Annotated in this window: 24 protein-coding genes and 2 pseudogenes; 9 read left to right on the forward strand and 17 right to left on the reverse strand. The window is 61.0% G+C overall.

From position 1 onward, the window contains the following. Positions 1–93: 93 nt before the first annotated feature. Both RS887_RS18705 and RS887_RS18710 read right to left on the reverse strand, forming a co-directional pair. Positions 94–747, reverse strand: a complete 654-nt coding sequence (locus RS887_RS18705) for a peroxiredoxin (RefSeq protein ID WP_085717968.1) — start codon at positions 745–747, stop codon at positions 94–96. Between the two features lie 123 nt (positions 748–870). Next, positions 871–1815, reverse strand: coding sequence for an aldo/keto reductase (locus tag RS887_RS18710; protein WP_322616503.1), 945 nt, complete (start codon positions 1813–1815; stop codon positions 871–873). 129 nt (positions 1816–1944) lie between these two features. Here RS887_RS18710 and RS887_RS18715 point away from each other — a divergent pair, with 129 nt between their 5' ends. The 3 genes from RS887_RS18715 (at position 1945) to RS887_RS18725 (ending at position 4248) form a co-directional block, all read left to right on the forward strand. Then, the gene (locus RS887_RS18715) at positions 1945–2733 is read left to right on the forward strand and encodes an alpha/beta hydrolase (RefSeq protein WP_322616504.1); all 789 of its coding nucleotides are present in this window, start codon (positions 1945–1947) and stop codon (positions 2731–2733) included. A gap of 134 nt (positions 2734–2867) precedes the next feature. Beyond that, entirely contained in the window at positions 2868–3497 is a 630-nt protein-coding gene (locus tag RS887_RS18720; protein ID WP_111286876.1) for a hypothetical protein, read from the forward strand. Between the two features lie 19 nt (positions 3498–3516). Next, on the forward strand, positions 3517–4248 hold the full coding sequence (locus tag RS887_RS18725) for a helix-turn-helix transcriptional regulator (protein WP_322616505.1): 732 nt from the start codon (positions 3517–3519) through the stop codon (positions 4246–4248). Between the two features lie 82 nt (positions 4249–4330). Here the strand turns inward: RS887_RS18725 and RS887_RS18730 are convergent, their stop codons facing one another. Beyond that, positions 4331–6328, reverse strand: a complete 1998-nt coding sequence (locus RS887_RS18730; protein WP_322616506.1) for an ABC transporter permease — start codon at positions 6326–6328, stop codon at positions 4331–4333. 35 nt (positions 6329–6363) lie between these two features. On the opposite strand from RS887_RS18730, the gene RS887_RS18735 reads away from it, so the two are divergent. After that, positions 6364–6792, forward strand: a complete 429-nt coding sequence (locus RS887_RS18735; protein ID WP_322616507.1) for a hypothetical protein — start codon at positions 6364–6366, stop codon at positions 6790–6792. 191 nt (positions 6793–6983) lie between these two features. Here the strand turns inward: RS887_RS18735 and RS887_RS18740 are convergent, their stop codons facing one another. From RS887_RS18740 to RS887_RS18755, 4 genes and pseudogenes are all read right to left on the reverse strand, one after another. Further along, positions 6984–7658 (reverse strand): ABC transporter ATP-binding protein, encoded by a 675-nt coding sequence (locus RS887_RS18740; protein WP_322616508.1) that lies wholly within the window; start codon positions 7656–7658, stop codon positions 6984–6986. Next, on the reverse strand, positions 7642–8313 hold the full coding sequence (locus RS887_RS18745) for an ABC transporter ATP-binding protein (RefSeq protein ID WP_322616509.1): 672 nt from the start codon (positions 8311–8313) through the stop codon (positions 7642–7644). The genes RS887_RS18740 and RS887_RS18745 overlap by 17 nt, the downstream gene beginning before the upstream one ends. A gap of 1 nt (position 8314) precedes the next feature. Then, positions 8315–8893, reverse strand: coding sequence for a hypothetical protein (locus tag RS887_RS18750; RefSeq protein ID WP_322616830.1), 579 nt, complete (start codon positions 8891–8893; stop codon positions 8315–8317). A gap of 124 nt (positions 8894–9017) precedes the next feature. After that, positions 9018–9293, reverse strand: a pseudogene (locus RS887_RS18755) (hypothetical protein); the annotation flags it as partial. Positions 9294–9477: 184 nt separating this feature from the next. Between RS887_RS18755 and RS887_RS18760 the strand changes: the two are divergent. Both RS887_RS18760 and RS887_RS18765 read left to right on the forward strand, forming a co-directional pair. Continuing rightward, positions 9478–10338 carry a CAP domain-containing protein gene (locus tag RS887_RS18760; RefSeq protein ID WP_322616510.1) on the forward strand — a complete coding sequence of 287 codons (861 nt, stop codon included), beginning with the start codon at positions 9478–9480 and terminating at the stop codon, positions 10336–10338. Positions 10339–10722: 384 nt separating this feature from the next. After that, entirely contained in the window at positions 10723–11124 is a 402-nt protein-coding gene (locus RS887_RS18765) for a GFA family protein (RefSeq protein WP_322616511.1), read from the forward strand. Between the two features lie 901 nt (positions 11125–12025). On the opposite strand, the gene RS887_RS18770 is transcribed toward RS887_RS18765, so the two are convergent. Continuing rightward, positions 12026–12658: a PQQ-binding-like beta-propeller repeat protein gene (locus tag RS887_RS18770; protein ID WP_322616512.1), complete on the reverse strand. Its 633-nt coding sequence runs from the start codon at positions 12656–12658 to the stop codon at positions 12026–12028. Between the two features lie 35 nt (positions 12659–12693). Beyond that, positions 12694–13914 carry a helix-turn-helix domain-containing protein gene (locus RS887_RS18775; protein WP_322616513.1) on the reverse strand — a complete coding sequence of 407 codons (1221 nt, stop codon included), beginning with the start codon at positions 13912–13914 and terminating at the stop codon, positions 12694–12696. An 84-nt stretch (positions 13915–13998) separates the two neighbouring features. Between RS887_RS18775 and RS887_RS18780 the strand changes: the two genes are divergently transcribed. Next, entirely contained in the window at positions 13999–14757 is a 759-nt protein-coding gene (locus RS887_RS18780; RefSeq protein ID WP_322616514.1) for a DUF899 domain-containing protein, read from the forward strand. A 12-nt stretch (positions 14758–14769) separates the two neighbouring features. Here the strand turns inward: RS887_RS18780 and RS887_RS18785 are convergent, their stop codons facing one another. From RS887_RS18785 to RS887_RS18795, 3 genes are all read right to left on the reverse strand, one after another. Beyond that, positions 14770–15066 (reverse strand): hypothetical protein, encoded by a 297-nt coding sequence (locus tag RS887_RS18785; protein WP_322616515.1) that lies wholly within the window; start codon positions 15064–15066, stop codon positions 14770–14772. Between the two features lie 33 nt (positions 15067–15099). Next, positions 15100–15633: a molybdopterin-dependent oxidoreductase gene (locus RS887_RS18790; protein ID WP_322616516.1), complete on the reverse strand. Its 534-nt coding sequence runs from the start codon at positions 15631–15633 to the stop codon at positions 15100–15102. Between the two features lie 78 nt (positions 15634–15711). After that, on the reverse strand, positions 15712–17076 hold the full coding sequence (locus RS887_RS18795; RefSeq protein ID WP_322616517.1) for an OprD family porin: 1365 nt from the start codon (positions 17074–17076) through the stop codon (positions 15712–15714). Between the two features lie 1408 nt (positions 17077–18484). Here RS887_RS18795 and RS887_RS18800 point away from each other — a divergent pair. Both RS887_RS18800 and RS887_RS18805 read left to right on the forward strand, forming a co-directional pair. Further along, a pseudogene (locus RS887_RS18800) lies at positions 18485–18760 on the forward strand (cupin-like domain-containing protein); the annotation flags it as partial. Positions 18761–19092: 332 nt separating this feature from the next. Further along, positions 19093–19365, forward strand: coding sequence for a DUF2790 domain-containing protein (locus RS887_RS18805; RefSeq protein ID WP_322616518.1), 273 nt, complete (start codon positions 19093–19095; stop codon positions 19363–19365). Positions 19366–19427: 62 nt separating this feature from the next. On the opposite strand, the gene RS887_RS18810 is transcribed toward RS887_RS18805, so the two are convergent. The 5 genes from RS887_RS18810 to RS887_RS18830 all read right to left on the reverse strand — a co-directional run bounded on the left by RS887_RS18810 (position 19428) and on the right by RS887_RS18830 (position 25528). Further along, on the reverse strand, positions 19428–20360 hold the full coding sequence (locus RS887_RS18810) for a LysR family transcriptional regulator (protein WP_322616519.1): 933 nt from the start codon (positions 20358–20360) through the stop codon (positions 19428–19430). Between the two features lie 63 nt (positions 20361–20423). Then, complete coding sequence (locus tag RS887_RS18815; protein WP_322616520.1) at positions 20424–21374, reverse strand: aldo/keto reductase; 951 nt, start codon at positions 21372–21374, stop codon at positions 20424–20426. Positions 21375–21397: 23 nt separating this feature from the next. Continuing rightward, positions 21398–22876 (reverse strand): efflux transporter outer membrane subunit, encoded by a 1479-nt coding sequence (locus tag RS887_RS18820; protein WP_322616521.1) that lies wholly within the window; start codon positions 22874–22876, stop codon positions 21398–21400. A gap of 19 nt (positions 22877–22895) precedes the next feature. Next, positions 22896–24392 carry a DHA2 family efflux MFS transporter permease subunit gene (locus tag RS887_RS18825; protein WP_322616522.1) on the reverse strand — a complete coding sequence of 499 codons (1497 nt, stop codon included), beginning with the start codon at positions 24390–24392 and terminating at the stop codon, positions 22896–22898. Beyond that, positions 24392–25528 (reverse strand): HlyD family secretion protein, encoded by a 1137-nt coding sequence (locus tag RS887_RS18830; protein WP_322616523.1) that lies wholly within the window; start codon positions 25526–25528, stop codon positions 24392–24394. The genes RS887_RS18825 and RS887_RS18830 overlap by 1 nt, the downstream gene beginning before the upstream one ends. Between the last annotated feature and the right edge of the window lie 12 nt (positions 25529–25540).

The following is a 25540-nucleotide window of genomic DNA, read 5'->3' on the forward strand; positions in this document are numbered from 1 at the left end:
CCACAGGGTCCGAGTCGAAGCTAATGTCTGTGAACGACTCAGGAAATTGTGGGAGCGGGCTTGCCCGCGAAAGCGGTTTCAGGTCCGCAGCAGTTACTTCGGTTGCGCCACCGTACGCAGATACGGCTTCAAGGTCTTGAAGCCATCCGGGTATTTCTTCTTCGCGTCTTCGTCCGAAACCGAAGTCGGGATGATCACATCTTCACCCGGCCGCCAGTTCACTGGCGTGGCGACGGTGTGCTTGGCATTCAGTTGCAGGGAATCGAGCAGGCGCAGCACTTCATCGAAGTTGCGCCCGGCGCTCATCGGGTAGATCAGCATGGCCTTGACCTTCTTGTCCGGGCCGACGATGAACACCGAACGCACCGTGGCGTTATCCACCGCCGTGCGCGCGCCGCCGCTGGCATTGGGGTGGATCATGTCGTAGAGCTTGGCCACCACCAGGTTTTCGTCGCCGATCAGCGGATAGTTGACCGCGCTGCCCTGGGTTTCGGCAATGTCACCGACCCAGCGGTGGTGGTCACTGACCGGGTCGACGCTGAGGCCGAGGACCTTGGTGTTGCGCTTGTCGAATTCCGGCTTGAGTTTGGCCAGGTATCCCAGTTCGGTGGTGCACACCGGGGTGAAATCCTTGGGATGGGAAAACAGGATGGCCCACCCGTCGCCGATCCATTGGTGAAAGTTGAGGGTGCCTTCGGTGGTTTCGGCGGTGAAATCCGGTGCTTCATCGCCAATGCGGATAGCCATGTTCGATCTCCTTGCAGTGATGGACAGGGACGCCGTCAGGGCAACGAATGCGCTTTCAACGGCATGGACGCGAAACAGTATAGGAGAGGTTCCGGGACTCGCCGGGCTGCGTTGGGCGAGTCGCTAGCCCACCAGTGCAATCAGTTGCTGACGCTGGGCATCGGTCAGCATCGGGCCGAAACCGGCCCGGGCATTTTCCGCCATGTAGCGCGGGTTGCCGGTGCCCGGAATCACGCACGTCACCGCCGAATGCGACAGCAGGAACTTCAGCGCCAGTTGCGGCCAACTCTTGACCCCGACTTGCGCCGCCCAGCCTGGCAGCGGCTTATCCTTGAGCCTGGCCAGCAAGCCGCCACCGCCGAACGGCCGATTGCAGATCACCGCCACGCCAAGCTCACGGCACAACGGCAGCAGGCGTTTCTCGGCACCGCGATCATCCAGGGCGTAGTTGATCTGCAAGAAATCCACTGGTTCGGCCTTGAGTACCGCCTCCACTTCTTCATAGGCCGACGCCGTGTAATGGGTGATGCCGATGTAGCGAATGCGCCCTGTTTCCTTCCAGTGGCGCAGGGTCGGCAGGTGAATCTGCCAGTCCAGCAGGTTGTGGATCTGCATCAGGTCGATCCGGTCGGTCTGCAACAGGGCAAAGGAGTGTTCCATCTGCGCGATGCCTTCTTCGCGCCCCCGGGTCCACACCTTGGTAGCCAGGAACGCCGGCGAGCGCGGCTCATGGATCGACAGCAGTTCGCCGACGGTCTGTTCGGCGCGACCGTACATCGGCGAACTGTCGATCAGCTTGCCACCTTTGTCGAACAACGCGTCCAGCACCGCGGGCAAGTCTTTGTACGCCGGTTGCGAAGGCTCGACATCGAATCCGCGATAAGTGCCCAACCCTACGATCGGCAAGGACTCGTTGCTGGAAGGAATGGCACGGGTCTGCATGGTCTCGCCTCCTGTTCCCGTCGACGGCACGGGTTGAGCACCCGTCGGACCGAACGTGAAGACCGCCGAAGCACCGGCAGCCAGCGTGAGTATTTCTCTACGGGTGTAACCCACAGGATGGCTCATAAAACGTTTCTCACCAGTCGCCCGGATCAGACCTGTTGCACCGACAACCCGGATAACCCGCGCCAAGGGTCGATTGACTACACTCAGAAAGCCTTGCGGCGCCAGCCTCTTTCAACCCCCGAGCAGTCAATGCCGCCCACTAACGTTAGCCGAATGTCGCGCACCCTGGTGTTACTCGTCGTCATCGTCGCTGCGTTGTACCTGGCGCTGTGCGTGGCGCTGTTCGTGTTTCAGCGGGCGCTGATTTATTACCCGCAACCGCGCGCCGTCGGCACAGCCGCTACCCTGCTCACACTGCCGGTCGCCGACGCGCGGGTGCTGGTCACCATCCGGCCTCACGAAGGTCCCGACGCGCTGATTTATTTCGGCGGCAATGCCGAAGACGTCTCGCGCAACCTGCCTGAGTTCACGCAAGCGTTCCCTGACCATGCACTGTATCTGCTGCATTACCGTGGTTTCGGCGGGAGCTCCGGCTCGCCTTCGGAAGAGGCCATCGCCCGCGACGCCATCACCTTGTTCGACCAGGTGTATGCCACCCATCCCCATGTGGCGGTGGTCGGACGCAGCCTGGGTTCCGGGGTCGCCGTGCGCCTGGCCAGCCAGCGCCCGGTGGCACGGCTGGTGCTGATCACGCCCTACAACAGCCTCGAAGGGCTCGCCGCCCGTCAGTTCCGCTGGTTTCCGGTGCGCTGGCTGTTGAAGGACAAATACCTGTCCTGGCAGTACGCCGCCCGCATCACGGTGCCGACGGTGTTGATAGCCGCCGAGCATGACGAGGTGATTCCGCGCTCGAGTACAGAGCGCCTGTTGAGTCACTTCACCCCTGGTATGGCGTCATTGCAGGTCATTGCGGGGACGGGACATAACTCGATCAGCGACAGCCCCGACTACCTCAAACGTCTGCGTGAAGGGTTGTAAAATCTGAGCACAGCCAGCCTTTTCCCATGACGAAATACGACCGTTGATCCGGGATTTTGCTACGGACCAATAAAAACATATTTTTATGCCTATATTGATATTGTCGAACGTTCCCATTCTCAGAGGGTGCCGTCATGAATATCAAAACCCTGGCTTTGCTCCTGCTGGCTTTCTGTGCGCAACCGGTCTGGAGCCAGACGCCCACCGCCTCACCCGCCGCTGCCGACAGCCCCGCGCTGACCACGCGCCTGGCCCTGCGTGACCTTTGGGTCGAACACATTTTCTGGATCAGAAACTACGCGTTGGCCAATCAATCCGCCGACCAGAAGCAAGCCAAAGTGGCGGCGGACCAGGTGGTCGACAACGCCACCAAAATCGCCAACAGCATCGCCCCGCTCTACGGCCAACCGGCAGCCGATCAGTTGCTCAAGCTGCTTGCCGGTCATTGGGGCGCGGTGAAACACTACAGCGATGCCACCGTCGCGAAAGACGCGAAAGGCAAGCAGGCCGCCGTCACCGAGTTGACCAGCAATGCCAAGGCGATTGCGGCTTTCCTGGCCAGCGCCAACCCCAATCTGCCTGAAGCCACACTGGTCAACATGTTGTCAGCCCATGGCGGTCACCACGTTGCCCAGATCGATGAATTCGCGGCACACGATTACGCTGGCGAAGCCCGCACCTGGGCGATGATGCGTACGCACATCCTGGCCCTGGCCGACGCCTTGACCGGCGCGCTGGTCAAGCAATTCCCGGACAAGTTCTGATATCGCGCGAGGGCACACCATGCTGGAAGGACTGGGCCGAACACAGCAAGACCTGCTCAATGCACTGCTGCACCATGCGGGCGGCATGAGCATTGACGAGTTGGCTGACCACCTGGCCGTCACGCGCACGGCGATCCGCCAACACCTGGCGGCGCTGGAGCGTGACGGTCTGGTGCTGCGCGGCGACACCCGGCCGACGGGTCGTCGTCCGGAGCAGCTCTATCGGCTCACCGACCACGCGCGGGAGCAGTTCCCTCGCCACTATCAGCTGCTGGCCAGCGTATTGATCGATGAAGTGGCGGGCATCATCGGGCCTGAGGCCCTGGCCTCGCTGATGCGCAGCATGGGCCGCAAGCTGGCTCTGGAGCGTGAACAACAGGTCGTGGATGAAGCCAGGATCGTGCAACACATGAATCAGGCGGGCTACGAGGCCGAGGTGTTTTTTCGCTCGGCCGGCACCCCGGAAATCGTCGCGCATAACTGCGTGTTTCATCGACTGGCCGCCGAGCACCCGGTGGTCTGCGAACTGGACCTGGCCTTGATTGGCGCGTTGGGCGGCGGTGAAGTCGAGCACAGCGAGTGCATGGTGCGTGGCGGGCATGTCTGTCGCTTCAGGCTGCGACCGAGCGAAACCCCGGACGTCGCGACAGAGGCTGCGTCAGCCAATACCGATCAGCCAGCCCAGGAGCCTGTCAGGCGTAGAAAAATCAGGAAACGCTACTTGCTCTCTAAGCAAGTCACAGACGCTTGATGCCGTAGAATTCACGTAACGCTCAATTTTATAGTTGTTATTTGCTCATTATCGGGGTTTTCGCGGAAAATCTGACAGGCTCCTAGAGTTCGCGCATACGTTGCACCGCCGGTATTCGCGTATCGCGTAACACCCCCAGCACGGCGAGGACAATCGACACCAACGCCAGGAAAATCAGCGCCCCCAGATAACTCCAGGGTATCTCGAGGCTCTGCGGTGGAGGATCGAACACGCCGGTCAGCAATTTGACGAGCATCCAGGCCAGGCCGAGTCCCGTGAGCACACCCCAGCTGGTACCGGCAACAAACTGCAGCAGTGCCTCGCTCCAGATAAAGGCGCCGAGCTGCCGTGGCTTGGCGCCCAACGCCGAGAGGATGGCGAAAGTACGACGGCGCTCAGCCAGACCGAGGGCCAGCATCAGCCCGCAGGCGGCGGTCACCATCAGGACCGCGAAACTCAATTCCAGTTGCGCAAGCCCGCGAAGGTCGATGGCCGTAAGGCCCGAGGCAATCAATCGGTGTGCCTCGTCGAGGTCACTGACCTTACTGCCTGGCAGGTCGGCGACCACCTGCCGGGAAGCCCTGGACAGCCCCGCGAGATCCGCTGCATCGCTGCGCATCAGAACGATTTCAGCTCCCTGCGCGCCTGACTGCTGGCTCACATAAGCCGCATTAGCGACCAGGAAGGAGTCATGGGGGGCCGTGGGGAATTCCCGGACCAGACCGATAAAGTGGAAGCGTACACTGTGGTATTGATGGTCGACTTCGCTCTGCAGTCGCAAGTTCAGTTCGTCGCCAAGCTGCAACTGGAAGTCCTGTGCAGTTTCTTCCGAGACCAGTATGCCGTCCGGCGTCTTCGCCAGCAGTCCCAGTGAGGTCTCGGCACTTGCGCCTTGAAAGTAAGCATCGGCCAGTCGCGTGGCCTCACCGATATGCAGGGGATCAATACCGTAAAGATCCTGCAGATCGTTGCCAACATAGGCGTAACGGTGCTGCATCGGCTGTGCGGCCTCCACGCCTGGCAGCCGCTCCAGTTCGTGCAGGCGGCTGGATGCAGGGGCCTGTACGGTACCTGTGACAGTGACGTCGGCCCCGTTGGTCAATTCAGCGTCGACCCGCGCCTGAGCGTTGTAAGTGGTATTGAAAATTGCCGTCGAGGTGGCAAAGGCAAAGCCCAGCGCAGCCAGGGCAATGCCCTGCGTTACACGTCGGCGCTGCTGGTTGATGGAGGCCGCCACCAGATCCGACAGTGGGCCGGCCAGCGGGCGCAGCAGGCGTGCCAGCGATCGGCGGCCATGTTGCAGGGCGAACGTGCAGAGCCGCAGGACCAGCAGCCCCATCCCTATCCAGAACAGCAGAGGCGCGAGGAAGGCCTGGTAGTCGATCTGGGCTGTCGGCACGCCTTCCGGTGCCAGCACCAGTTGGTAACCGCTGCTCAAGGTGCGCCAAAAAACCACGCCCGCCAGCGCCAGGCAGATGAAGTCCAGACCAATGCGCTGCCAGATCGGTGGGTGCCCTTGCACGCTGCTCATGCGCGCCTGCTTGACGGTCACCTGTCTCAGGTCGCGCCAGGCAGGCAGAAGGATGGCCGACAGCGCCAATAGCAGCCCGATCAGGGCGGCCAGGCCAAGCCAGAGAACAATGGCTGTCTGGAACAGTCCTGCACTCAACAAGAGTGGCGCCCCCAACGCGGCCATTGCCACGCCGATGATAAGTCCACCGACCCCGATCATGGCCGCCTCGGCAGCGGCCAGCCAGAGAATGTCGGCAGCCACAGCTCCGCGAATGCGCAGTAGCGCTTGTTCGCGCCGACGCCGTTCACTGCCGGAGGCTGCTACGGCGAGGGTAAGAAACCCCGCCAGCAGACAACCTGGTACACCAAGAAACAGAAACAGTACCCGGGCATAGAGGGCATCACCGCGTACCGCGTCGAGCCGCGCCGTCAGGTTGTCAGCAAGCACCCCACGCCCTGCGATACGAACTTCCAGATTGCGCGCGGCACGCTGGCTGAAGACAAAAGCCGTGTCAGGGGAATCCGGCAGCTGGCTGCGTTCGAGTGCGATGTGCAATTGCAGGCGCACGGAATCCGGCCTGACCTGTGCTTGCGGATCGAACAGTGAATGCCAGAGTGGCAACGGGAGCAACAGCACATTGTCCGGCGGTGCCTGGGGGCGGCACCGGGCGGTACACCGATGGCCTGGAACAGCGAGTCTGCGGTGGGCAGGTCAACCACCCCGTCAATCCGTACCTCGGTGGCTGTCAGCCCAGGCCTTTGGATGGTCACCAGGTCGCCGGGGGCTACATGCAGGTTGGCCGCGGTTTGCTGGGCGATGAGCACGCCCTCGCCGGTACCGACCAGCAGCCGGAGCTGGCCCGGAAAGTCTCGAGCATAGTCGCCTCCCAGCCCCAGCACTATACCGGCACCGGTGGTTTGTACCGTGCCACTCGACTGCGCCTGCAAACCCTCCACGCTGGCAAACCCGACCGTCTGTTGACGGCTGACGCGCGCGGCCTTGGCAACCGCCAGGGAGATATCGGCAAGTGACTCCCCCGGTACCACTTGCAGTTGCCAGTCCACCGGGATATCCCGAACTGCCCGGGCGGTCATACTGGCACCGCTCTGGGCAATAAAGGCGCCGAGCAGGGTCAACAGCGCTACCGTGAGGGCGACCCCGGCCATGCTGCCGGCGAGTCGTCCTCTGCGCGCGCGGAGCAGACCGCCGAGCCACAGCCAGATCATACCGAGCCTGCGGTTCGTTCACCGCAACTGAGCAGGCCATGCTCCATGTGCCAGTGGATGTCCATCCTTGCAGCGATGACCGGGTCGTGAGTGGCAATCAGTAAGGCACATTCGCTATCGGCCAGGTGCCTGAACAATGCGTCGAGCAGAGCCTGTGCACTGAGCTGGTCGAGCTGCCCGGTGGGTTCGTCGGCCAGGATCAGTTTCGGTTGCCCCACGATCGCTCGAGCCATAGCGACGCACTGCATCTGCCCGCCGGACAGCGTCTGCGGCAATTTGTCGACCAGCGCGAGCAGGCCGAAGGTTTTGAGTGCAAAGGCTACCCGTGCGGCGCTATCCCTGCCCTGTCCGGCCATCAATAGTGGCAAGGCAACGTTTTCGGCAACGCTGAGCGAGTCCAGCAGGCTCGGTGCCTGGAATACCAGGGCAACTTTCTCTGGCAGCAGCGATTCAACCGGCCCCAGCGTCGGCCACGCAAGCTTTCCGCAACTGGGTTGATCGAGCCCGGCGAGCAGGTGCAGCAGCGTCGATTTGCCACTGCCGGAACGGCCCACCAGCGCTATCCGCTGGCTGGGCCAGATGCGCAGAGACGCCGGACTCAACGCAACCACCGCCTCCCCGGCTTGCTGGTAGCTGCGCCCGAGGCCGTCTGCCTCAATCAGCGGGGTCATTGATCAGGCATCCATCATTGAGTTGCAGCAGCCGGTCGGCCTGGCTGGCGAGCGCACGACTGTGGGTCGCGATCAACATCGAGCAGCCCTCGCGGCAACGGGCCTTCAAGTAGTCGAGGATGTTCGCCTCGGTCGCCCCGTCCACCTCGGCGGTCGGTTCATCCGCCAGCAGTAACGCTGGCCGGGTGCACAGCGCCAGCGCCAGTCCGGCGCGTGCCAGCTCACCACCGGAAAGCTGCGACGGGCAGGCCTGCAAGCGCTGAGTCAGCCCCAGGGTCTGGAGCATGGCATCGATCCCGGCCCGTTCGCGCAGCCCCGCCAGTTTCAGCTGAAAGCGCAGATTGTGTTCCAGGGTGAGGTGTTCGAAGAGGTTACCCGACTGCATCAGGATGCCGATATGCCGCGACCGCAAGCGCGTCCGCTCACGCTCGGTGCGCCTGGAAATACGCTGCCCCATTACCTCGACTATGCCGCCGTCCGGGTTGTCCAGCCCGGCCAGACACGCCAGCAAGGTAGACTTGCCGCTACCGGATGGCCCCATGATGGCGACAAACTCGCCTGCTGCGATCTGCAGGGACACTCCCTTGAGTGCCGCCGTCTCGACGTCGCCGTTATGGTAGAAGCGGTAAAGCCCGTTAGCCGAGAGAGGCAGCATCTCAGTTCCAGCGCAATGAATTGGCCATCAATCGCCATTGATCGGCATTGTCAGCCCCCACTGGGGCCGACAGATCAAGCGCGGCCTGCCGGCCATCGTGAAAGAACAGATAGCGTTCATGCTCCAGGCGCAACTGACGGTGGGTCACGGGGTTGGCTTCTGAGTCTGACGTGTAGCGGATGCGGATGGCCGGCCCGCCCTTGAGCGTGACGCTCTCCACTTTGCCCGGTTCGACTTTGTCTCCGGTGTTGACCAGCACCGGCACCTCAACGGCCTTCGCCGACTCCAGGCTCGGTGCGGCAGCCACCTGAGTCAGACTCAAGTCAACCGCATTGAACTTGTCGGCAAAACGCGCGCCGTCATCACGCTCGGTTCGCGCCCAGCCCTCGGGCACCTTGAGCGAAAGCCCGAGCGGTGATTGATAGCTGATAAAAACCTGGGAGTCAGGAATGTCGCCTGGCGGACTTTTTTCCTGTTGAGCGGCAGAAACACCGGAAGATGCCAGGCAAAATACTGCCACCATGGCCATGAGGCGCTGCCCGATGGCGAGTCGTGGAAAGTGTCGAATGTTGCCGTTCATGCTGGCCTCGGCGTGCAAGCTGATGGGCAGGCGACCGCGAGTGTCGCCTCCCACTAAGCGTAGGTGACTTGCGCTCTGTTGCCTTGGGAAAACGTCGGTAAGCGCCTGAACGTCTTCCTGTCAAGGACACCGGGCTGAGCTGAACGTGCGCCTCACCCACGGTCATGGCAGTGAATTCGACCATGCGTTCGCCTTGCCCTTTGGCCAGCGCCGGCTCCCTGTTGGCCTGCGTATCAAAGATCCAAAACACCTTGAGGCTGGCCGGAATCCGAGCGTAGACAGCGACATGAGTCAGCCACTGAAACCCGACGATCTCCGCTTTGGTCGTCTCGCACGCATCGGTCAGAGCGGCGACCAGTCGCCGCTCGATATGCGCCTGATCGCGTTTGCTCAAACCCATGGATTGATCCTTGCCCGGGGTGAAAAAGTCCCAGCCTACAGCCCCGCCGACACCCTTCGTAGGACTCATGGCTTCGCCCGAAAATAGACCGGTCTGCAGCGTGAACCTTGTTTCGAGGCGCCAGTCATAGCCCAGCGCTTTTCCCCCACTTTCTTCGTTGTCATCTCATCAGAGTTGTCCGTTCATGCGCCAAACTGTCGTTGCCTCGCGCTTTTCTTCACTGTGCCTGTTTTCCCTGCTCCCCGTTTTTTCCAGCCCCGCCCATGCCGATGGGCAGCGGCAACTGGTCGACGCCATCAACGACTACCGCGCCCATCCGCAACGCTGCGACCGGCGACCGACGCAACGTTTATCCCCCCTGAAGCTCAAGTCGAACCTGGCCTTGCCCGTTGGCTATGGCGGTGGGTTGCGGGACCGGTTAAAGGCTTCCGGCTATCAGGCAACCATGGTGCGGTCGATCCGCGTGGTGGGTGCACGAGATGCCGATGAGGCGTTCGATTTGTTCCAGGACGAACATTGCGCAGCACTGCTCGACAACCAATACGCCGACATCGGCGTCAGCCGCGCCGGGAGTGAGTGGCAAGTGGTGCTGGCGCGCCCGGTATTCGACGGGCAAACCGGCGATCCACGCAGCGCCGCCCAAGCGTTGCTGGCGCAGGTCAACGCGGCCCGGGCCAGGCCGCGCCTGTGTGGTCGTCAGCGCTTCGCCGCCGCGCGGCCGCTGTCCTGGAACGCAGCCTTGGGCTCCGCAGCACAAAGCCACAGCAAGGATATGGCCTACGGCCACTATTTCGCCCACCAGGACCCCGACGGCGACATGCCCTACGACCGCGCCAGGGCCGCCGGTTACCGAGGCCGGCAGATCGGTGAAAACATCGCCGCCGGGCAAGGTTCGCCGAGCAAGGCCATGGCCGGCTGGCTCGCCAGCCCCGGGCACTGCGCCAACCTGATGAACCCGATGTTTACCCAGGTCGGTGCCGCTTACGCCGCCAACGCGCGCAGCGACAACGGTGTTTACTGGACGATGCTGTTTGGCGCGCCTTGAGCCGCTGACCAACCCCACCGTGCGGGCATTAAAAAGCCCGCACTGGGCGGGCTTCGCTGGTGAGTATAAGTAGGTGGCCGGTGCTGGTCTCCGGCTTACAAGGTTTATCAGGCCTCCCACAAAAGAGTCATGAAACTGTAATGGAACTCTTCTGCTTCACACGGCATAAGGGCTGGATCCCAGCGCGGAGATCTTTCTAACCGTGTACCCTTCGGAACGCGCCCCACGTCTCCTTGCTATCCTTTTGCGCATCAGTCTGCGTCTTCACCTACAGGTTTGAGGATAGCAAAACAGACACAATTGCCAACCGGGCTTTTAGACCGATTTCGACCAGCAGAAAACACCGCAGGACGGAAAAATACTATCGATACAGGGATGACTTTAATGGATGCGTTTCACCAAGGCAGTTGCCTCTGCGGCGCCATCAGATATGGCCTGTCGACCGAGCTGAAAGCCGTCACCCATTGCCATTGCAGCCAATGCCGGAAGGGACATGGGGCTGCGTTTGCAACCTATGCCAGCGCGCCCGCCTCGGCACTATCGATCATGACCGGCGCAGACTCGCTGCAGGCGTATGAGTCGTCCAGGGGTGTCACGCGGCAGTTCTGTTCCCGCTGCGGATCTTCGCTGTTCTGGACTGACTCGACAGGAATGTTTTCCGACTGGGTTTCGGTTGCCCTCGGCACGCTGGATACGCCACTACGACCAAACAAGCAAAAACATGTTTTTGTCAGCTCGAAAGCGGATTGGTACGACATCAACGATCAGCATCCACAAACCGATTGATTCGTGGGAGCGAGCCTGCTCGCGATGAGGTCAGCACATTCAACATTGATATCCGCTGACCCACCGCTATCGCGAGCAAGCTCGCTCCCACAGTGATTTCGGTTGCCCGCAGATGTTGCGTACACCCACTACCCCTGTGGGAGCTTGCTCGCGATGGCGTCCTTACAGCCAGCATCGGTGCGACTAACCCACCGCTATCGCGAGCAGGCTCGCTCCCACAGTGATTTCGGTTGTTCGCAGATGTTGCGTACACCCACTAACCCTGTGGGAGCGAGCTTGCTCGCGATGGCGTCCTTACAGCCAGCATCGGTGCGACTAACCCACCGCTATCGCGAGCAGGCTCGCTCCCACAGTGATTTCGGTTGTTCGCAGATGTTGCGTACACCCACTAACCCTGTGGGAGCGAGCTTGCTCGCGATGGCGTCCTTACAGCCAGCATCGGTGCGACTAACCCACCGCTATCGCGAGCAGGCTCGCTCCCACAGTGATTTCGGTTGTTCGCAGATGTTGCGTACACCCACTAACCCTGTGGGAGCGAGCTTGCTCGCGATGGCGTCCTTACAGCCAGCATCGGTGCGACTAACCCACCGCTATCGCGAGCAGGCTCGCTCCCACAGTGATTTCGGTTGTTCGCAGATGTTGCGTACACCCACTAACCCTGTGGGAGCGAGCTTGCTCGCGATGGCGTCCTTACAGTCAGCATCGGTGTGACTAACCCACCGCTATCGCGAGCAGGCTCGCTCCCACAGTGATTTCGGTTGTTCGCAGATGTTGCGTACACCCACTAACTCTGTGGGAGCGAGCTTGCTCGCGATGGCGTCCTTACAGCCAGCATCGGTGTGACTAACCCACCGCTATCGCGAGCAGGCTCCCAAACAGGTTACACCGGGCAATCCGTGCTTCATGAAGGCCGACGCACCACCCTCACCTTGCCGCTATCGCCGCCACCGCAGAACAACCGCTCGCCACCATCGGACTCAAGCCCCGACACGCCCACGCCTTCGGGCATCTTGAGGCTCTCCAGTACTTCACCGGTTTGCGAGTTGATGCGACGTAACTCACTCTCGTCACCCTCCCAGGTACCGTGCCACAGCGCGCCGTCAACCCAGGTCACGCCGGTGACGAAACGGTTGGATTCGATGGTGCGCAGAATCTTGCCGTTCTCGGGGTCGATCTGGTGAATCCTGCGTTCGCGGTACTGGCCCACCCACAACGTCCCTTCGGCCCAGGTCAGCCCCGAATCGGTGCCTGCGCCGGGGGCAGGAATCGTCGAGAGGATGCGGCCGGTGCGGGGGTCGATTTTGTGGATGCGGTCTTCGGCGATCTGGAACAGATGCTCGCCATCGAACGCGGTGCCGGCATGGGCCGCGACATCGATCGAGCTCAGCACTTTGCCGCTTTCCGGGTCCAGGGCGTTGATTTTGCTGTCGCTTGCGAACCAGACCTTTTCGCCGTCCCAGGTCACTCCGCACACATGGTCGACATCGGCAAACGGGCCATACTCACGAATGATTTCAGCAGCTGCGTGTTTCATCTGGCATTCCTCGATGGGGGTTGGTGGCGTTCATCCTAGCCACCGGGCAGCGGCGCCGGGAGTAACAAGGTCGTCGCGAATCCCGGCACGGGCGGTGTCATCCAGCGCCGTGCGCGACCACGGCCAAACCACTGCACCTTGCCCTGTGCCGCCAGCGTATCGAGCGCCCGTTGCACCGTGCGCTGGCTGGTACCCAGCGCCAATGCCAGGGCGGAACTCGACCACGACTCGCCATCGGCGAGGCAGGCAAAGACCGCGGCGAATTTTTCCTCGACCGGTGGCGCCAGTGTCACCACCTCCGTACAGACCGGTGATTGCAGGGCATAACCGCGCACCGTCGCGATGACGCCGGCCAACGGCTTGAGCGTTTGACGCAGCCTGCCGACTTCCACGCGAAGCCGGGCGCGATGGGATTCATCCGAGAGCTTCAAGCGGAACGCCCGGGCGATCAGCGTTTCCCGCGCAACATCGGCGGGCCACGCTTCGGCCAAGGCGCGGGCCAGCATGAACAGGATCGGCCGCGTAGCGAGCGACACCGACATGCCACAGCCATGCACAACGTACCGGCAGGCATCCACCACCAGAGACGTTGAACAGAACAACGTTTCAATGTCATCGAGCAACAGCGGCCGTTCTTCACCTTGGGCAATCAGGCGTGCCGCGGGGGTATCGAGCAGATGCGCTGCGTGTTCGACCTCCGCCATCAGCGCGGCAATCCCTGTTTGACTGGCTGCGTACCCGGCCCTCGTCAACGCCTCCCGCGCTGCGTGCGATTGCAAGCGTCGAATGGCGATCCCCGCCAGCACCAGTTCATGGGTTGCCCGCAACGCTGGCGGCAATGGGCCGGGGTCGAGTTCGGCCAATAACTGCTGCGCCTCATCGAGCTGGCCGAGCAACAGCAAACGGCGGATTTGCAGATAGCGCGCATGGGCGGCATTGACCCGGTCACCGTGCTGTTCAAGGGTGACCCGCGCCGTTTCGAGCGCCTTGACCGGCCACCCGAGCTCCCGCGAAGCCAGGGCGATTTCGGCCTCGGCCACCACGCATCGCGCCCGGGCCAGCACTTCCCTGGGCGCAAAGGCCCGTTGCGCACGCTTGACCAGCGCCCTGGCCCGCACCAGATCGCCCAGTTGCGCCATGGCGATACCGCGCAGGGCCAGCGCCGGCGCATCGTCGCGCAATGCCACGCGGTCCAGTGCGCCCAGCGGGTTCCCCGCCGCCAACGCCTGGGCGGCCGCCGCGATCATCGAGTCCATCGCAATCCCGCCACGCTTGTCACTCCCACCGTTCGATACCCGGGTTTAGTCTAAATCACGACCTTTCACCAGGAGCGTACAACGATGAACACGCACAAAACCGCGACCCGGGAACAATGGCTGGCGGCACGTTTGCAATTGCTTGAAGCGGAAAAGGCCCTGACCCGACGCAGCGATGAAGTGGCCAGGCAACGCCAGGCATTGCCATGGGTTCGCCTCGACAAGGCGTACCGCTTCGATACCGACAGCGGCAGTGCAACCCTGGCCGAACTCTTTCAAGGGCGCTCGCAACTGCTGGTCTACCACTTCATGTTCGGCCCCGACTACACGGCCGGCTGCCCGTCCTGCTCAGCCATCGCCGATGGCTTCGACCCCATCGTCATCCACCTGGCGAAGCACGACGTGACCCTGATGGCGATATCCCGCGCACCGCTGGCGAAACTGCAAGCCTACAAGCGCCGAATGGGCTGGACCTTCCCCTGGGCCTCGGCCGCCGACAGCGACTTCACCGCCGACTTCAATGTCTACTTCACCGAAGCGCAGCAGCGCGAAGGCTTGGTCGAATACAACTACCAGCGAGGCGGCCATGCCATGGACGCCAGTGAAATACCGGAACCGGTGAAACAGTTCGCCGCGACCTGTGGCACCGACGCGCCAACCTATACCCGCGACAGGCCAGGGCTGAGCACGTTCGTGTTGGAAAGCGGCAAGATTTATCACACCTACTCCACCTACGCGCGGGGCCTGGACGGATTGTGGGGCATGTACCAGTGGCTCGACCGCGCACCCAAGGGGCGCAATGAAACGGGGCCCTGGTGGCGCCGGCATGATGAATACAAGTGAGTACCAGCGGTGTCACTGGCTGCCGATAAAGACATCCGCCAGTTTGTCCACCAGCGCCGGCTTGGTCTGCGCGAACCAGCGTCGGGTCGCCCATTCCTGCCATTCCTCGGCACGGTCCAGGGTGTATCGCGGCACAAAGTCGCCGAGGAACCGGCCCAGGTTATGCAGCGTGAGTTCATGACCGGCGTTGGCCATTTGCTCCAGCAGATCCCTCAGGGCCACTTCGAATTCGGGTGGCCACTGTTCGCCGGCCAACACCTGCTCGACCGAGGGATGTCGATCATGACCATGCGAATGGAAGACTGGCATCGGCATTTTCCTCAGTACCGCGTGGTGGATGAGTCAGCCAAAGATGCTGCACAGTTCAATGCTGCGCAACCACTTCACCTGACGCGCCCCGGAGTGGCGATCGCTTCCCGAGACCAATGAAAGGTGCTCGCCGAGATCCGTCTGCCCGTGCGAATGTTGTCGGTACACCACCAGCACCGCATCGCCCACGTCGGTATTGATCAGTTCGTTCCAACTGAACAACGCGACATAGCCGTCACTGGCCCGCGCCACCACATAGGCGCGTTTCCAGCCTTTGGGGTCGTCGCTCTTCAGCCCGGCCTTGAGGACAATTTCCCGCAGCAGCACCCCGCGATAACCCTTTTTCTGTGCTTTTTGCGCATTGCCCTCGCAGGTATTGCTGGTCAGTCTCACCCAGTCATAACCCGGCATGGCTTGCAGGTCGGCCACGCTCAGGCACAGCGGGTTCTGCACCTGCCCGACCACCTCCAGCGCCTGCCCGGCCACATCGATGGCTGCGCCTGGCAACAACAGGGGTTTTGCGCTGGGGCGAACAAGGCTTTGCACAGTCGAAAAAATGGAACGCATGGCGATGCTCCTGTCGTGGTTGACCAATCACCGGGGACCCTGGCCGCGCAATGGCAGCCAAGGACCGGTCTGCCGTGCTTAAAGCAACGGCAGGCTGTAGCTGAGGATCAGACGGTTTTCATCCAGGTCGCTGCTGGCATTGCCACGCAAGCTGGCGTTACGCCAGGAAATGCCCACCCCCTTGAGTGGACCGCTTTGCAACGCGTAGTCGATGCGCAGGTCGCGCTCCCACTCTTTGCGATCACCGGCGGCGGAATCGATGTTGTCACCGCTGAGATAAGTGACCACGGTCTTGAGCCCCGGCACGCCAAGCGCAACGAAGTCATACCCGTACTCGGCCAGCCAGGTGCGCTCGCCGGCACTGAGGAACTTGCCGATCTGCCGGTCGGTGATCAGGTAAGCGGTGGCGCCATCACCCTGGTTGACGAACGGGAACGCGCTGTCACCGGAGACTTGCTGATAGCCCGCGCTGAAGGCATGACCACTCAGGCTGTAGGTAAACAGGGCGCTCCAGGTGTTGTTGTCCACCTCACCGGCGTGTGTGTCGCCGGCTCTCCAGAAACCGCTGCTTTTGTAGCCCTGGGCACGTCCGGCGGCGTTGCCGTTCTTGCCATCGGCGCTGCTGTTGAAATAGCGCAGGTCAGTCTTCAGCGCGCCGGGGCCGATGGCCAGGGTGTGGATCAGGCCGAGGAAGTGCTGCTTGTAGAAATCTTCGAGACTGCCGTAGTAGTACTGGGCGGTCAGGTCCTTGGTGATTTTGTAGTCGCCGCCGGCGAAGACGAAGCTGTCCGAATCGGCCAGCGCGGTGCTTACCGGGGTACCGGCGGGACGTGTCGCGCCGCCGATGCGCAGATCGATATCGTCGGTGGAGCTGCGGGTCTTGGTGCTTTGCAGTTGGCCGGCGGTGAGGGTCAGGCCGTCGATCTCGCTCGAGGTGATCTGCCCGCCCTCGAAGGTTTGCGGCAGCAGGCGACCGTCGTTGAAGTTGATCACCGGCAGCCTGGGTTGCAGGGTGCCCAGGCGTGCTTCGGTCTTGGAAATGCGCACTTTGCCGGTCACGCCACCCTTGGAATATTCATCGACCGCATGGCCGTCGCTGTCCGTGGGAAACAGCGCCCCCGGCGTGCGGTCGATACCGGCCTTGCCCGCACGACCGCCGCTGTCCAGTTTCAGCCCCGTCATGGCGATGGCGTCCAGACCGAAGCCGACAGTGCCCTGGGTAAATCCGGAGATCACGTTGAGTTGCAGCCCCTGCCCCCACTCCTTGGCCTGGCTGGCGTAGGCGGCATTGCCCACACTGCCCTGGCTTTCCCGGTTGTCGGAGTTGAAATAGAAATTGCGCAGGCTCAGCGAGGCCTTGCTGTCATCGATAAAACCGGCGGCGATGGCCTGGTGGGTCAAACCACCCAGGGTGATGGCCAGGGCCAGGGGTTGCAGCTTCATTGTGTTTACTCCAGTGCGGGTCTCTTGTTTTTTTGGTGTCCAGGGTCCGGGTTTTCTTGGGCTCTGGCGGGCGGCCTATCGCTATATATTTTTGTATATAGCGATAGGCGCGGCGAGAGCCTGGAAACCGGCTGGTCGGGCGGCATCTTTCGAGATTCTGACTTTTAAGTCAAATTAATTTCGACGGGCATGCAGCCGTTCAAGGAGGTGGCCGAGTCGCTGGGCGCTACCGAGGGTGCCACAACCGAAAACAACTGCCGGCATGGTTTTCTGAGGTACACGCGAGCGTTTTTTTGCATGCGATAATTTGAAAAACAACCAACTTTACCTTTCCAGGCTACGGTCAGATACAGTTTCAATAATAGGGAATGTTGAGTTCACGCCATTTCCAGCCTGGAAAGTTAAAACGGGAAAGTTCCCTGTAGGAAATATCTCTCTTGAGAAAAAGAAAAGTTACTTAATGCATAGGACGAAGCTGACTTAACAAACGATCTACACACTTTAAAATTCTTTCGTACAGCGCCTGACCTGTATAGGTAGACTCACACTAACTTCGGCCAACTAATCGTTCGATCGCACTAGCTATTGGAGAAATAAAAATTCGCGAAATTACGTTAGAAGAAGCCGAAATTATTAGTGGCGCTGTCGGTCCTGCAGGTGCCGTAGCCGGCGGTGTGGCAGGCGCTGCGGGATATGTTGGGGGGCTCCTTGGCGGGGGTACGTTCAATACAAGTGTTTTTTAGCCGATGTGGGGACGGGTGCATTGGCTGGTGCAATTTCCGGATCGGCAGGCATAGCCGCGGCTTTGCGTAATGCAGGCGTGGGTTTCGGCAGCGGCGTCATAATAGGAAACGCAGACCGGGTCGGTGCTTAGAACAGAAGACAGCAAAAATATATCGTAGACTTTGATTTAATATGCAATACCTATTAAAAGGTATTGCATATTAAGATAGATACTCAACACTATTTCGGAGAAATTGTTTTGGACACATATGATATCACGCTAATAACTCTTTCACTCGGAGTTGCATTACTCCTGAGTCTCACTGCAAAGGGATGCGCATTGCTTATAAATACAAAATTCAACCGAAATATTCAAAGCGGAGACTTACACGTATTCGTCGTACCGGCTATCATTTCTATAGTAAATTACTTCGTTCCAAAATTGATGGTTTTCCTAGGCATTCATCAACCATGACAGTTTGATTCTGATGTACAACAAGATAGCAAACGAATTACCAGCACTTTGTCAATGTCGTGTTTTCGAGATAACTCCATACCCCTTCATCATAGGCATGTTGTTGCCCACACTGAAATAACAATAGTGAGCAAATATACTTACCAAGTCGGAATTTAAAAATGCGCCAACAACGATTTGCCGTACCACTTCTTCCGCTGATTGAATTTCACTCTGTTGCTGGCTGCGCCTCACCACCGCATTGCATTGGGTAGTTGGTCGACTTCGCCTCACGGTGGTCTGGAAGGCTGCGACTTCGATCCGTCACATCCGAACTTTGAGGAGTTTCCGGCTGCAAAACAGGTGAACTTTCTTGAAGTGCATCTGAAACCTGGCGATTTGCTTTTTTTACCTGAAGGCTGGTTTCACCAGGTAAGGTCATTGTCTTCGTCTCTCTCGATAAACTTCTGGGTAAATTCGGTGCGCGAGAAAACCGATGGCGATTGAGCATTGCAATCGTTGGACACCATGAACATCAATTGTCCCAATTGTCGTCGACGGCCGATCTCATCGCCCCAAGTTCACCAAAGGTGCCGACTGCCACGGGGTGGCTGAACTTAAGTGACGCTTGATAACCGTCGCCTTTCCCTCCCTGACATAACTGGCAATGTTGATTCATGAGCAATCCGGCAACAGTGTTTATCCCGCCGACCGATATTTGCCCCCCCGCCAAGCGCCTAACATCGGCTCTACCCAAGTGAGTAACCCCAGACAGGCGTAATCCACTCACGCGGGAAAAATCGTTCACGGGACAACGCTTTAACCACGAGGTGAAGATCATGAAACTGCTCAACATTGCGCTCTTCGTAGCCCTTGGCGCCGCCGGTGCCCAGGCCTTCGCAGACGACAGCCACTCAACCGCCGCCACCGGCCAATCGCCGGTTGAAACCTACACATACGGCACCAGGCTGGATATCAAGCGCGTCATCGAGGTCTCGGAAATCGCGAATGAATGCGGACCGGTCCCGGCGCACATGACCTATGAAGATTCCCAAGGCCAACGCCACACCCTTGAATATCAAGTCATGGGCAGCGGATGCTCGAACGGTTGAACACTGTACGGACGATGGAGGGTCGACACTCCATGCGTACAGCCTTTTCCAACGCTTCAAGGTTATACGGCGGCACCCACGATTTTTTCATCGGACGCCAGCAACCCGGGAATGAAATGCTTCAGAAACTCCACCCAGGTTTTTATTTTTGCATCCACGAACTTGCGTGACGGGTAGATCGCAAACAGGCTCAACTCTTCAAGCCGATAGCCCGGCAATACGCGCACCAGAGTCCCCGCCCGCAAGCCCTCGACAGCCGATGCAATCGGCTGAATGCCAATCCCCATCCCGTTCTTGATCGCGAATGTCATGGCGTCAGCCGTGTTGACGTGAAAGGGAGGCACAGGCGTGCTGAACGTTTCTGCCCCTTGCGGGCCTTCAAACACCCAATTCTCGACCGGCATGACCGTGTTAACGATTCGCAGGCAATCATGGCCGTCGAGGTCTCTCGGCGTCTCGGGAATCCCGCGTTTGCTCAGGTACGCCGGCGAGGCGCAGAGAATGCTGTAGGTGATACCCAGCCGCTGGGCGACAAACCCGGAATCGGGCAGGTCCCGCGCCAACACGATCGACATGTCATAGCCTTCCTCCAGCAGATCCGGCAGCCGATTGGTCACGGTCAGGTCAAACAGCACCGAAGGATAGGTTTCTCGGTAGCGGGCAATGGCACCGATCACGTAATGGTTGCCAATGGCCGACATGGCATGGATTTTCAGCCGGCCTGCGGGCATGACCTGAGCGGTGCCCGCCTCTTCGTCGGCCTCGTGCATGTCCTGCAGGATCCGTTCGCAGCGCTGCAAATAGCGCGCACCGGCTTCGGTCAATGCCAGGCGCCGGGTGGTCCGGTTGATCAGCCGCGTCTGCAGCCTGGCCTCCAGGCTGGAAACGGCTTTTGATACGTTGGTCGTGGTGGTGTCCAACATCGCGGCCGCCGCGGTGAAACTGCCGCTTTGGGCTACCGCCACGAAACACCGCAGGGTCTGGAAAACATCCATCGTTTTACCTCAAGGGATAGGCAAACAGGACGGCCCGGTGACGGACCGCCCCGGCGTCGGGCACTACGGCTTGCGCGGAATGAATCCGGGGACACCGGTTTCAACCACCGAGTTGAAGCGTATACGGGTTGTGATGTCTTGTTGAATCTCGATCATGGCCCTGTGGGGCAAGGTCGAGATATCGATATTTTCCCGGATATGGCTCGGCGTGGCCGAGGTGGTCAGGAACGCCACCCCACGTTGTACCGACCAGGCCAGTGCCACCTGGGCCGGCGTTTTCTGCAGGCGCCGGGCAATGCCGGTGATCACCGGGTCCTGCAGCACATTCGGCTGCATGCCATGCCCCAGTGGCGCGAACGCCAGCACGATAATCCCGTGCTCTTTGCAGAACTCAAGCAACTCCCATTCCGGCAGATAAGGATGGGACTCGACCTGCACCACGGCGGGTTTTATCCGGGCGACGGCGACAATCGCCTTCAGCGCCTCCAGTGTGATATCGGACAGACCGATGGACCGCGCCCGCCCCTCATCCACCAGCCGCTCAAGCGCCCGCCACGTCTCGATCAATGTCACGCCGTTGTCGTAGATGACGTTGCCCTGCCCGTCCCTCGGGTCCTGGTTTTCGCCGGGTTGAAAGGCAAACGGCGTGTGGATCAGGTAGCAGTCGATGTAGTCCACTTGCAGGCGCTGGCAACTGGCGTCGAACGCAGGCTCGACGCGTTCGGGACGGTGGTTGGTGTTCCACAGTTTGGTGGTGATGAACAGTTCCTCGCGCCGGACTTTGCCGACCTCCAGCACGTCCTTCAGCGCAATGCCAACCTGTGCTTCGTTGCGATAGCGCTCGGCACAATCGAAATGGCGGAAACCGGCGGCCAGCGCTTCCTTCACGGCCTGGGTCGTGGTGGCGAGATCGCGGAACAAGGTACCGAATCCGACCGCCGGCATCTCGACCGCCCCGTGATTGAGTGTGAACCTGGTGTCACGCAGGCCGTCGTGAAAGGCTTCATAGGTCATGTGTTTACTCCAGGCCGCAGCCATTATTGATACGAAGGTTTTTGCCCGTCGCCAGAGGCAACGCGTTGCTCGAAGGCACCGACCGAATTGCCGCCCAGTGCAATGAACAACTGCACGGTGTCGAGGTACTGCGCGGTTTTCACGCGGATCTGTCCCAGCAGCGCCTGTTCATAGGCACGCTCCGCTTCCAGGACCTGGAGAATGCTGTTTTCGCCCTGGGCAAAGGCTTGCCGGTTCAACTGCAAACTGATTTCGGCCGCTCGCAAGGCATCGGTCTGGGCCAGGTGTTCCTCGGCGTCATGGTTGATCGCCTGCAAGGTGTCGGCGACCTGCCCGAACGAGGTAATGACCGTCTGCCGGTAACCGGCTAGCGTGGCGTTGTAACCGTCGACGGCAGCCTGCCGCTCGGCCTTGAGCGTTCCGCCATCGAAGAGCGGCCCGGCCAGCCCGGCAGCGAACCCCCAGAGTGCCGCGCCGCCATTGCCGGAAGCCGCCTGCGCCAGGGACGCCGACAGCGTGACGTGGGGATAGAGGTTTGCCGTCGCCACGCCCACCGCCGCGCTGGCCATGTGCAGTTGAGCTTCGGCTTGCAGCACATCCGGCCGGTCGTGGGCCATTTCCGAAGGCAGGCTCACCGGCATGTTCGACGGCAGGACAAACTCGCTCAAGTCGAAGTCGGGAGCGATCCAGTCCGCCGGCCCCTTCCCCGTCAGAATCGACAGCGCATGGCGGGCGGCATCGCGCTGCTGAGCGAGGGGCGGCAACAGGGTGCGGTCCTGCGCCAGCCGTGTCTCGGCCAGCGATACGTCGATCTGCGTGGTGCTGCCATTGAGGTGGGCCATGCGCACCAGTTCAAGGTTCCTGGTGTCATTGGCCAGCAGCTTTTCCACGGCCTGGATCTGCGCGTTGGCGGAGGCCACCAGCAACGCCTGGCTGGCGACGTTGCCGGTCAGGGTCAGGTAGGCCGCTTCGTAGCGGTGTTTTTGCAGGTCGGTAAACGCCTGCTGCTGCTCGACCAATCGCTGGTTGCCACCGAACACATCAAGGTCGAACCCTACCCGCGGCCCTATCGCGTAGAAGTTGCTGATGGAGGGCTCCTTCGCGTTGTGCACCCGTTGACGGCCGGCCACGGCGCCGAAATCGACCTGCGGATAAAGCGCACCCTGCGCCGCCGCAACAGAAGAAGCCGCTTGCCGGATCGTGGCATCGGCGGCCACCAGATCCAGGTTGCCGTCGATGGCGCGACGAACCACCTGATCGAGCTTCGGCGAGCGAAAGGCAGACCACCAATCGCCGCTGACCTTCCTGCCGAGGTCGATCCGTGGGTCGGCACCCTGAGCCAGACGCTGTTCGGCTTGCCGGTCATAGTGCTGCGAAGTGCTCGCCGCCGGCGTTTCATAGTCCGGGCCAACGGTGCAGGCCGTCAGCAATACAAGCACCGACAACGCCGCGAGCTTCGTTGGTATCCAGTAGCGGTTGATGACCAGCGCATGAGATTTCATTTGGCAAACTCCACGAAAACTAATTGGTCGCAAGGGGCTTGCGAAGAAACAACACCAGCGGGCTCACCACCAGCATCACCAGCATCAGGATCTTGAACTGGTCGATCACGGCGATGAACGCGGCCTGGCCGGTGATCATTTCGTTGAGCCCGCCCAGCACCTGCAAAGGCGCCGAGGCCAGCGAATGCGTAGCGGCGCTGTATGGCGTCAGGTTGCTGGCCAGCGCCATGTGCATCGCCTGGGTGTTGTTGAAGAAGAACAACTGCACGATCGCCACCCCCAGCGTGCTGCCGTAGACACGGGCCAGGTTGAACAGACCGGTGCCTTCGGGGCGCAGCGTGGGGTCGAGGGTACTGAACGCGACCTTGCTCACCGCCGGCATCAGGATGCCCAGGCCCGCGCCCTGGATCGCACCGGCCACAGCCACGGGCCACTCGTCCATCAGCGGCGAATAACCGAGCATCAGCCAGTTGGCGTAAACCACGATGGCGATACCGGCCGCCACGAAGAGGCGCCGGTCGAAGCGCTCGGGCAGCCGCCCCATCAACAGAAAGGCGCCGACCAGGCCGATGCCACGGGGAATCGTCAGGGCGCCGGTGGTGTCAGGCGGGTAGCCGAGAATTTCATCGAGCATCGGCGAGGTCAGGGCCATGGTCGACAACAGCACGAAACCGAGGGCGAAAAAGATCACCGTCGACAACACGAAGTTGCGGTCCTTGAGCAGGCGCTTGTTGAGGAAGTGCACCTTCGAGGTCAGCACATGCACCACGAACAGGTAGATCCCCAGCGCCGACGCCACGGCATCCAGCCAGATTTCCGGCGCGGCGAACCAGTCCAGGCGCTCACCCCGGTCGAGCAGCATTTGCAGGCTGATCATGCCGAGGGTGAAGGTGCCGAAACCGAAGAAATCGAACGCCGGAGGTTTCTCGGCCTTCTTCTCGGTCAACAACAGCGCCACCACCAGGAAGATGAACGCCGACAGTGGCACGCTGAGGTAGAACATCGGCCGCCAGCCAAAATGCTCGGCGATCCAGCCACCGATACTCGGCCCGCTGACGATGCCGAACAGCACGATGGCGGTCCAGCTCGCGGCAAATTTTGCCCGCTTGTCCAGCGCCAGGGTTTCCGTGGCAATCGCCATCGACAGCGGCGCCAGCACGCCACTGGCGATGCCTTGAATGATGCGCGCGCCCACGAACTCCAGCGGCGTTGTCGCTGCCGTGGCGAGCAACAAGCCAAGGACGAACAACGCCAGCGCAGCCTTATAGACCAGCTTCAAACCAAAGCGTGCGGCCAGCCACTGCGCGAGCGGCATGCTGATCGCACTGGCGGCCAGGTACGAAGTGAAAATCCACCCGGCCTGATCGTCGCTCATCGACAGGCTGCCCTGAATCAACCTGAGTGCCGAGTTCGGCAGCGGCAGATTTGCCGACTGCATATAGGTCGCCAGCAGGGCGGCGAACCTGAGCGAACGCGCACCCTCCCCACCGGGGCTAGCCATCGGTTGGGCGTTCATCAGAAGTTACCTGCGGTCAGCAATGCCTTGAGCGGATGCCACCACGGGCTGCGAAACCGGGTGTCGATCCTCACCGTGGCGCTGGTTCCGGAGAACAGCGGCAGCGCCGGGTCCCCTTCGTCGAGCTCAAGCCGCACCGGCACCCGCTGCGTCACCTTGACCCAGTTACCGGTGGCATTCTCCGGTGGCAGCAGCGCGAAATCCGACCCGGCCCCTGGGCTCATGCTGGTGACGTGGGCCTTGAACACGCGATCCGGATAGGTATCGATACGAATGGTGGCCTCCTGGTCCGGGCGCATATGGGTCACATCGGTTTCGCGGAAGTTCGCCTCGATCCAGATCTCGTGACCGGACAACAAGGCAAAGGCCGGCGCGCCGTTGTTCACGTAGTTCCCCACCTGCAGGTCGTCGACCTTGGCCACGGTGCCATCCTGCGGCGCATACACCGTGGTGTACGAGAGGTACAACTGCGCCTCGTCGAGCTGTGCCCTGGCCTCGCGAACCGTCGGGTGGCTATCGGCATCGATGTCCGGATTGCCGTTCAAGGCCACCACGGTGCTGGCGATCTGTTGCTCGATGGATGCGATCCGTTGCCGTGCCACTTTCACGTCGGTGTCGGCACGTTCGTAAATCGATTTCGAAACGAACTCGGACGCGACCAGTGCTTTCTTGCGGGCAAAATCCTTTTGGTCGAAATCGGCCGACTCTTTCGCCGATTGCAGTTCCGCCTGCTGCTGGTGATAGCTGGCCTTGAGCCCGTCGATACGCAGCCGCGCCACGCTCAGTTGTGCTTGCGCGCGGTCGACGGCGATCTGGAACGGTTTCGGGTCGATCCGGAACAGCACCTGGCCCTTGTGGACCTGCTGATTGTCCTCGACGGCGATGTCCACCACTTGCCCGGAGATCCGCGCATTGATCGACGCCTTCGCCACCCGGGCGTAAGCGTTATCGGTCGAGACATAAGCCTGCCCCGACACGTAATGGGCATAGCCCAGCGCCGCGAAGAGAACGGGAACACCCACCATCAGCCAGGGACGCAACCTCTGTTTCAGCGGCTTTTGGGTGGGTGCGCCGGCCGGGTTTGGGCCAGTCTGCCCGAAGGTCTGTGAAGCCGGGATATCGAACGCTTTGGTCATGGTCGAGTACGC

The organism is Pseudomonas sp. BIC9C, assembly GCF_034541995.1.
Lineage (GTDB): Bacteria > Pseudomonadota > Gammaproteobacteria > Pseudomonadales > Pseudomonadaceae > Aquipseudomonas > Aquipseudomonas fluorescens_CC.

Excerpts from the sequence above, each read along its gene's own strand:
- RS887_RS18705 (WP_085717968.1), bottom strand. The coding sequence starts at position 747 with ATGGCTATCCGCATTGGCGATGAAGCACCGGATTTCACCGCCGAAACC.
- RS887_RS18710 (WP_322616503.1), bottom strand. The coding sequence starts at position 1,815 with ATGAGCCATCCTGTGGGTTACACCCGTAGAGAAATACTCACGCTGGCT.
- RS887_RS18715 (WP_322616504.1), top strand. The coding sequence starts at position 1,945 with ATGCCGCCCACTAACGTTAGCCGAATGTCGCGCACCCTGGTGTTACTC.
- RS887_RS18720 (WP_111286876.1), top strand. The coding sequence starts at position 2,868 with ATGAATATCAAAACCCTGGCTTTGCTCCTGCTGGCTTTCTGTGCGCAA.
- RS887_RS18725 (WP_322616505.1), top strand. The coding sequence starts at position 3,517 with ATGCTGGAAGGACTGGGCCGAACACAGCAAGACCTGCTCAATGCACTG.
- RS887_RS18740 (WP_322616508.1), bottom strand. The coding sequence starts at position 7,658 with ATGACCCCGCTGATTGAGGCAGACGGCCTCGGGCGCAGCTACCAGCAA.
- RS887_RS18745 (WP_322616509.1), bottom strand. The coding sequence starts at position 8,313 with ATGCTGCCTCTCTCGGCTAACGGGCTTTACCGCTTCTACCATAACGGC.
- RS887_RS18750 (WP_322616830.1), bottom strand. The coding sequence starts at position 8,893 with ATGAACGGCAACATTCGACACTTTCCACGACTCGCCATCGGGCAGCGC.
- RS887_RS18760 (WP_322616510.1), top strand. The coding sequence starts at position 9,478 with ATGCGCCAAACTGTCGTTGCCTCGCGCTTTTCTTCACTGTGCCTGTTT.
- RS887_RS18765 (WP_322616511.1), top strand. The coding sequence starts at position 10,723 with ATGGATGCGTTTCACCAAGGCAGTTGCCTCTGCGGCGCCATCAGATAT.
- RS887_RS18770 (WP_322616512.1), bottom strand. The coding sequence starts at position 12,658 with ATGAAACACGCAGCTGCTGAAATCATTCGTGAGTATGGCCCGTTTGCC.
- RS887_RS18775 (WP_322616513.1), bottom strand. The coding sequence starts at position 13,914 with ATGGACTCGATGATCGCGGCGGCCGCCCAGGCGTTGGCGGCGGGGAAC.
- RS887_RS18780 (WP_322616514.1), top strand. The coding sequence starts at position 13,999 with ATGAACACGCACAAAACCGCGACCCGGGAACAATGGCTGGCGGCACGT.
- RS887_RS18785 (WP_322616515.1), bottom strand. The coding sequence starts at position 15,066 with ATGCCAGTCTTCCATTCGCATGGTCATGATCGACATCCCTCGGTCGAG.
- RS887_RS18790 (WP_322616516.1), bottom strand. The coding sequence starts at position 15,633 with ATGCGTTCCATTTTTTCGACTGTGCAAAGCCTTGTTCGCCCCAGCGCA.
- RS887_RS18795 (WP_322616517.1), bottom strand. The coding sequence starts at position 17,076 with ATGAAGCTGCAACCCCTGGCCCTGGCCATCACCCTGGGTGGTTTGACC.
- RS887_RS18805 (WP_322616518.1), top strand. The coding sequence starts at position 19,093 with ATGAAACTGCTCAACATTGCGCTCTTCGTAGCCCTTGGCGCCGCCGGT.
- RS887_RS18810 (WP_322616519.1), bottom strand. The coding sequence starts at position 20,360 with ATGGATGTTTTCCAGACCCTGCGGTGTTTCGTGGCGGTAGCCCAAAGC.
- RS887_RS18815 (WP_322616520.1), bottom strand. The coding sequence starts at position 21,374 with ATGACCTATGAAGCCTTTCACGACGGCCTGCGTGACACCAGGTTCACA.
- RS887_RS18820 (WP_322616521.1), bottom strand. The coding sequence starts at position 22,876 with ATGAAATCTCATGCGCTGGTCATCAACCGCTACTGGATACCAACGAAG.
- RS887_RS18825 (WP_322616522.1), bottom strand. The coding sequence starts at position 24,392 with ATGAACGCCCAACCGATGGCTAGCCCCGGTGGGGAGGGTGCGCGTTCG.
- RS887_RS18830 (WP_322616523.1), bottom strand. The coding sequence starts at position 25,528 with ATGACCAAAGCGTTCGATATCCCGGCTTCACAGACCTTCGGGCAGACT.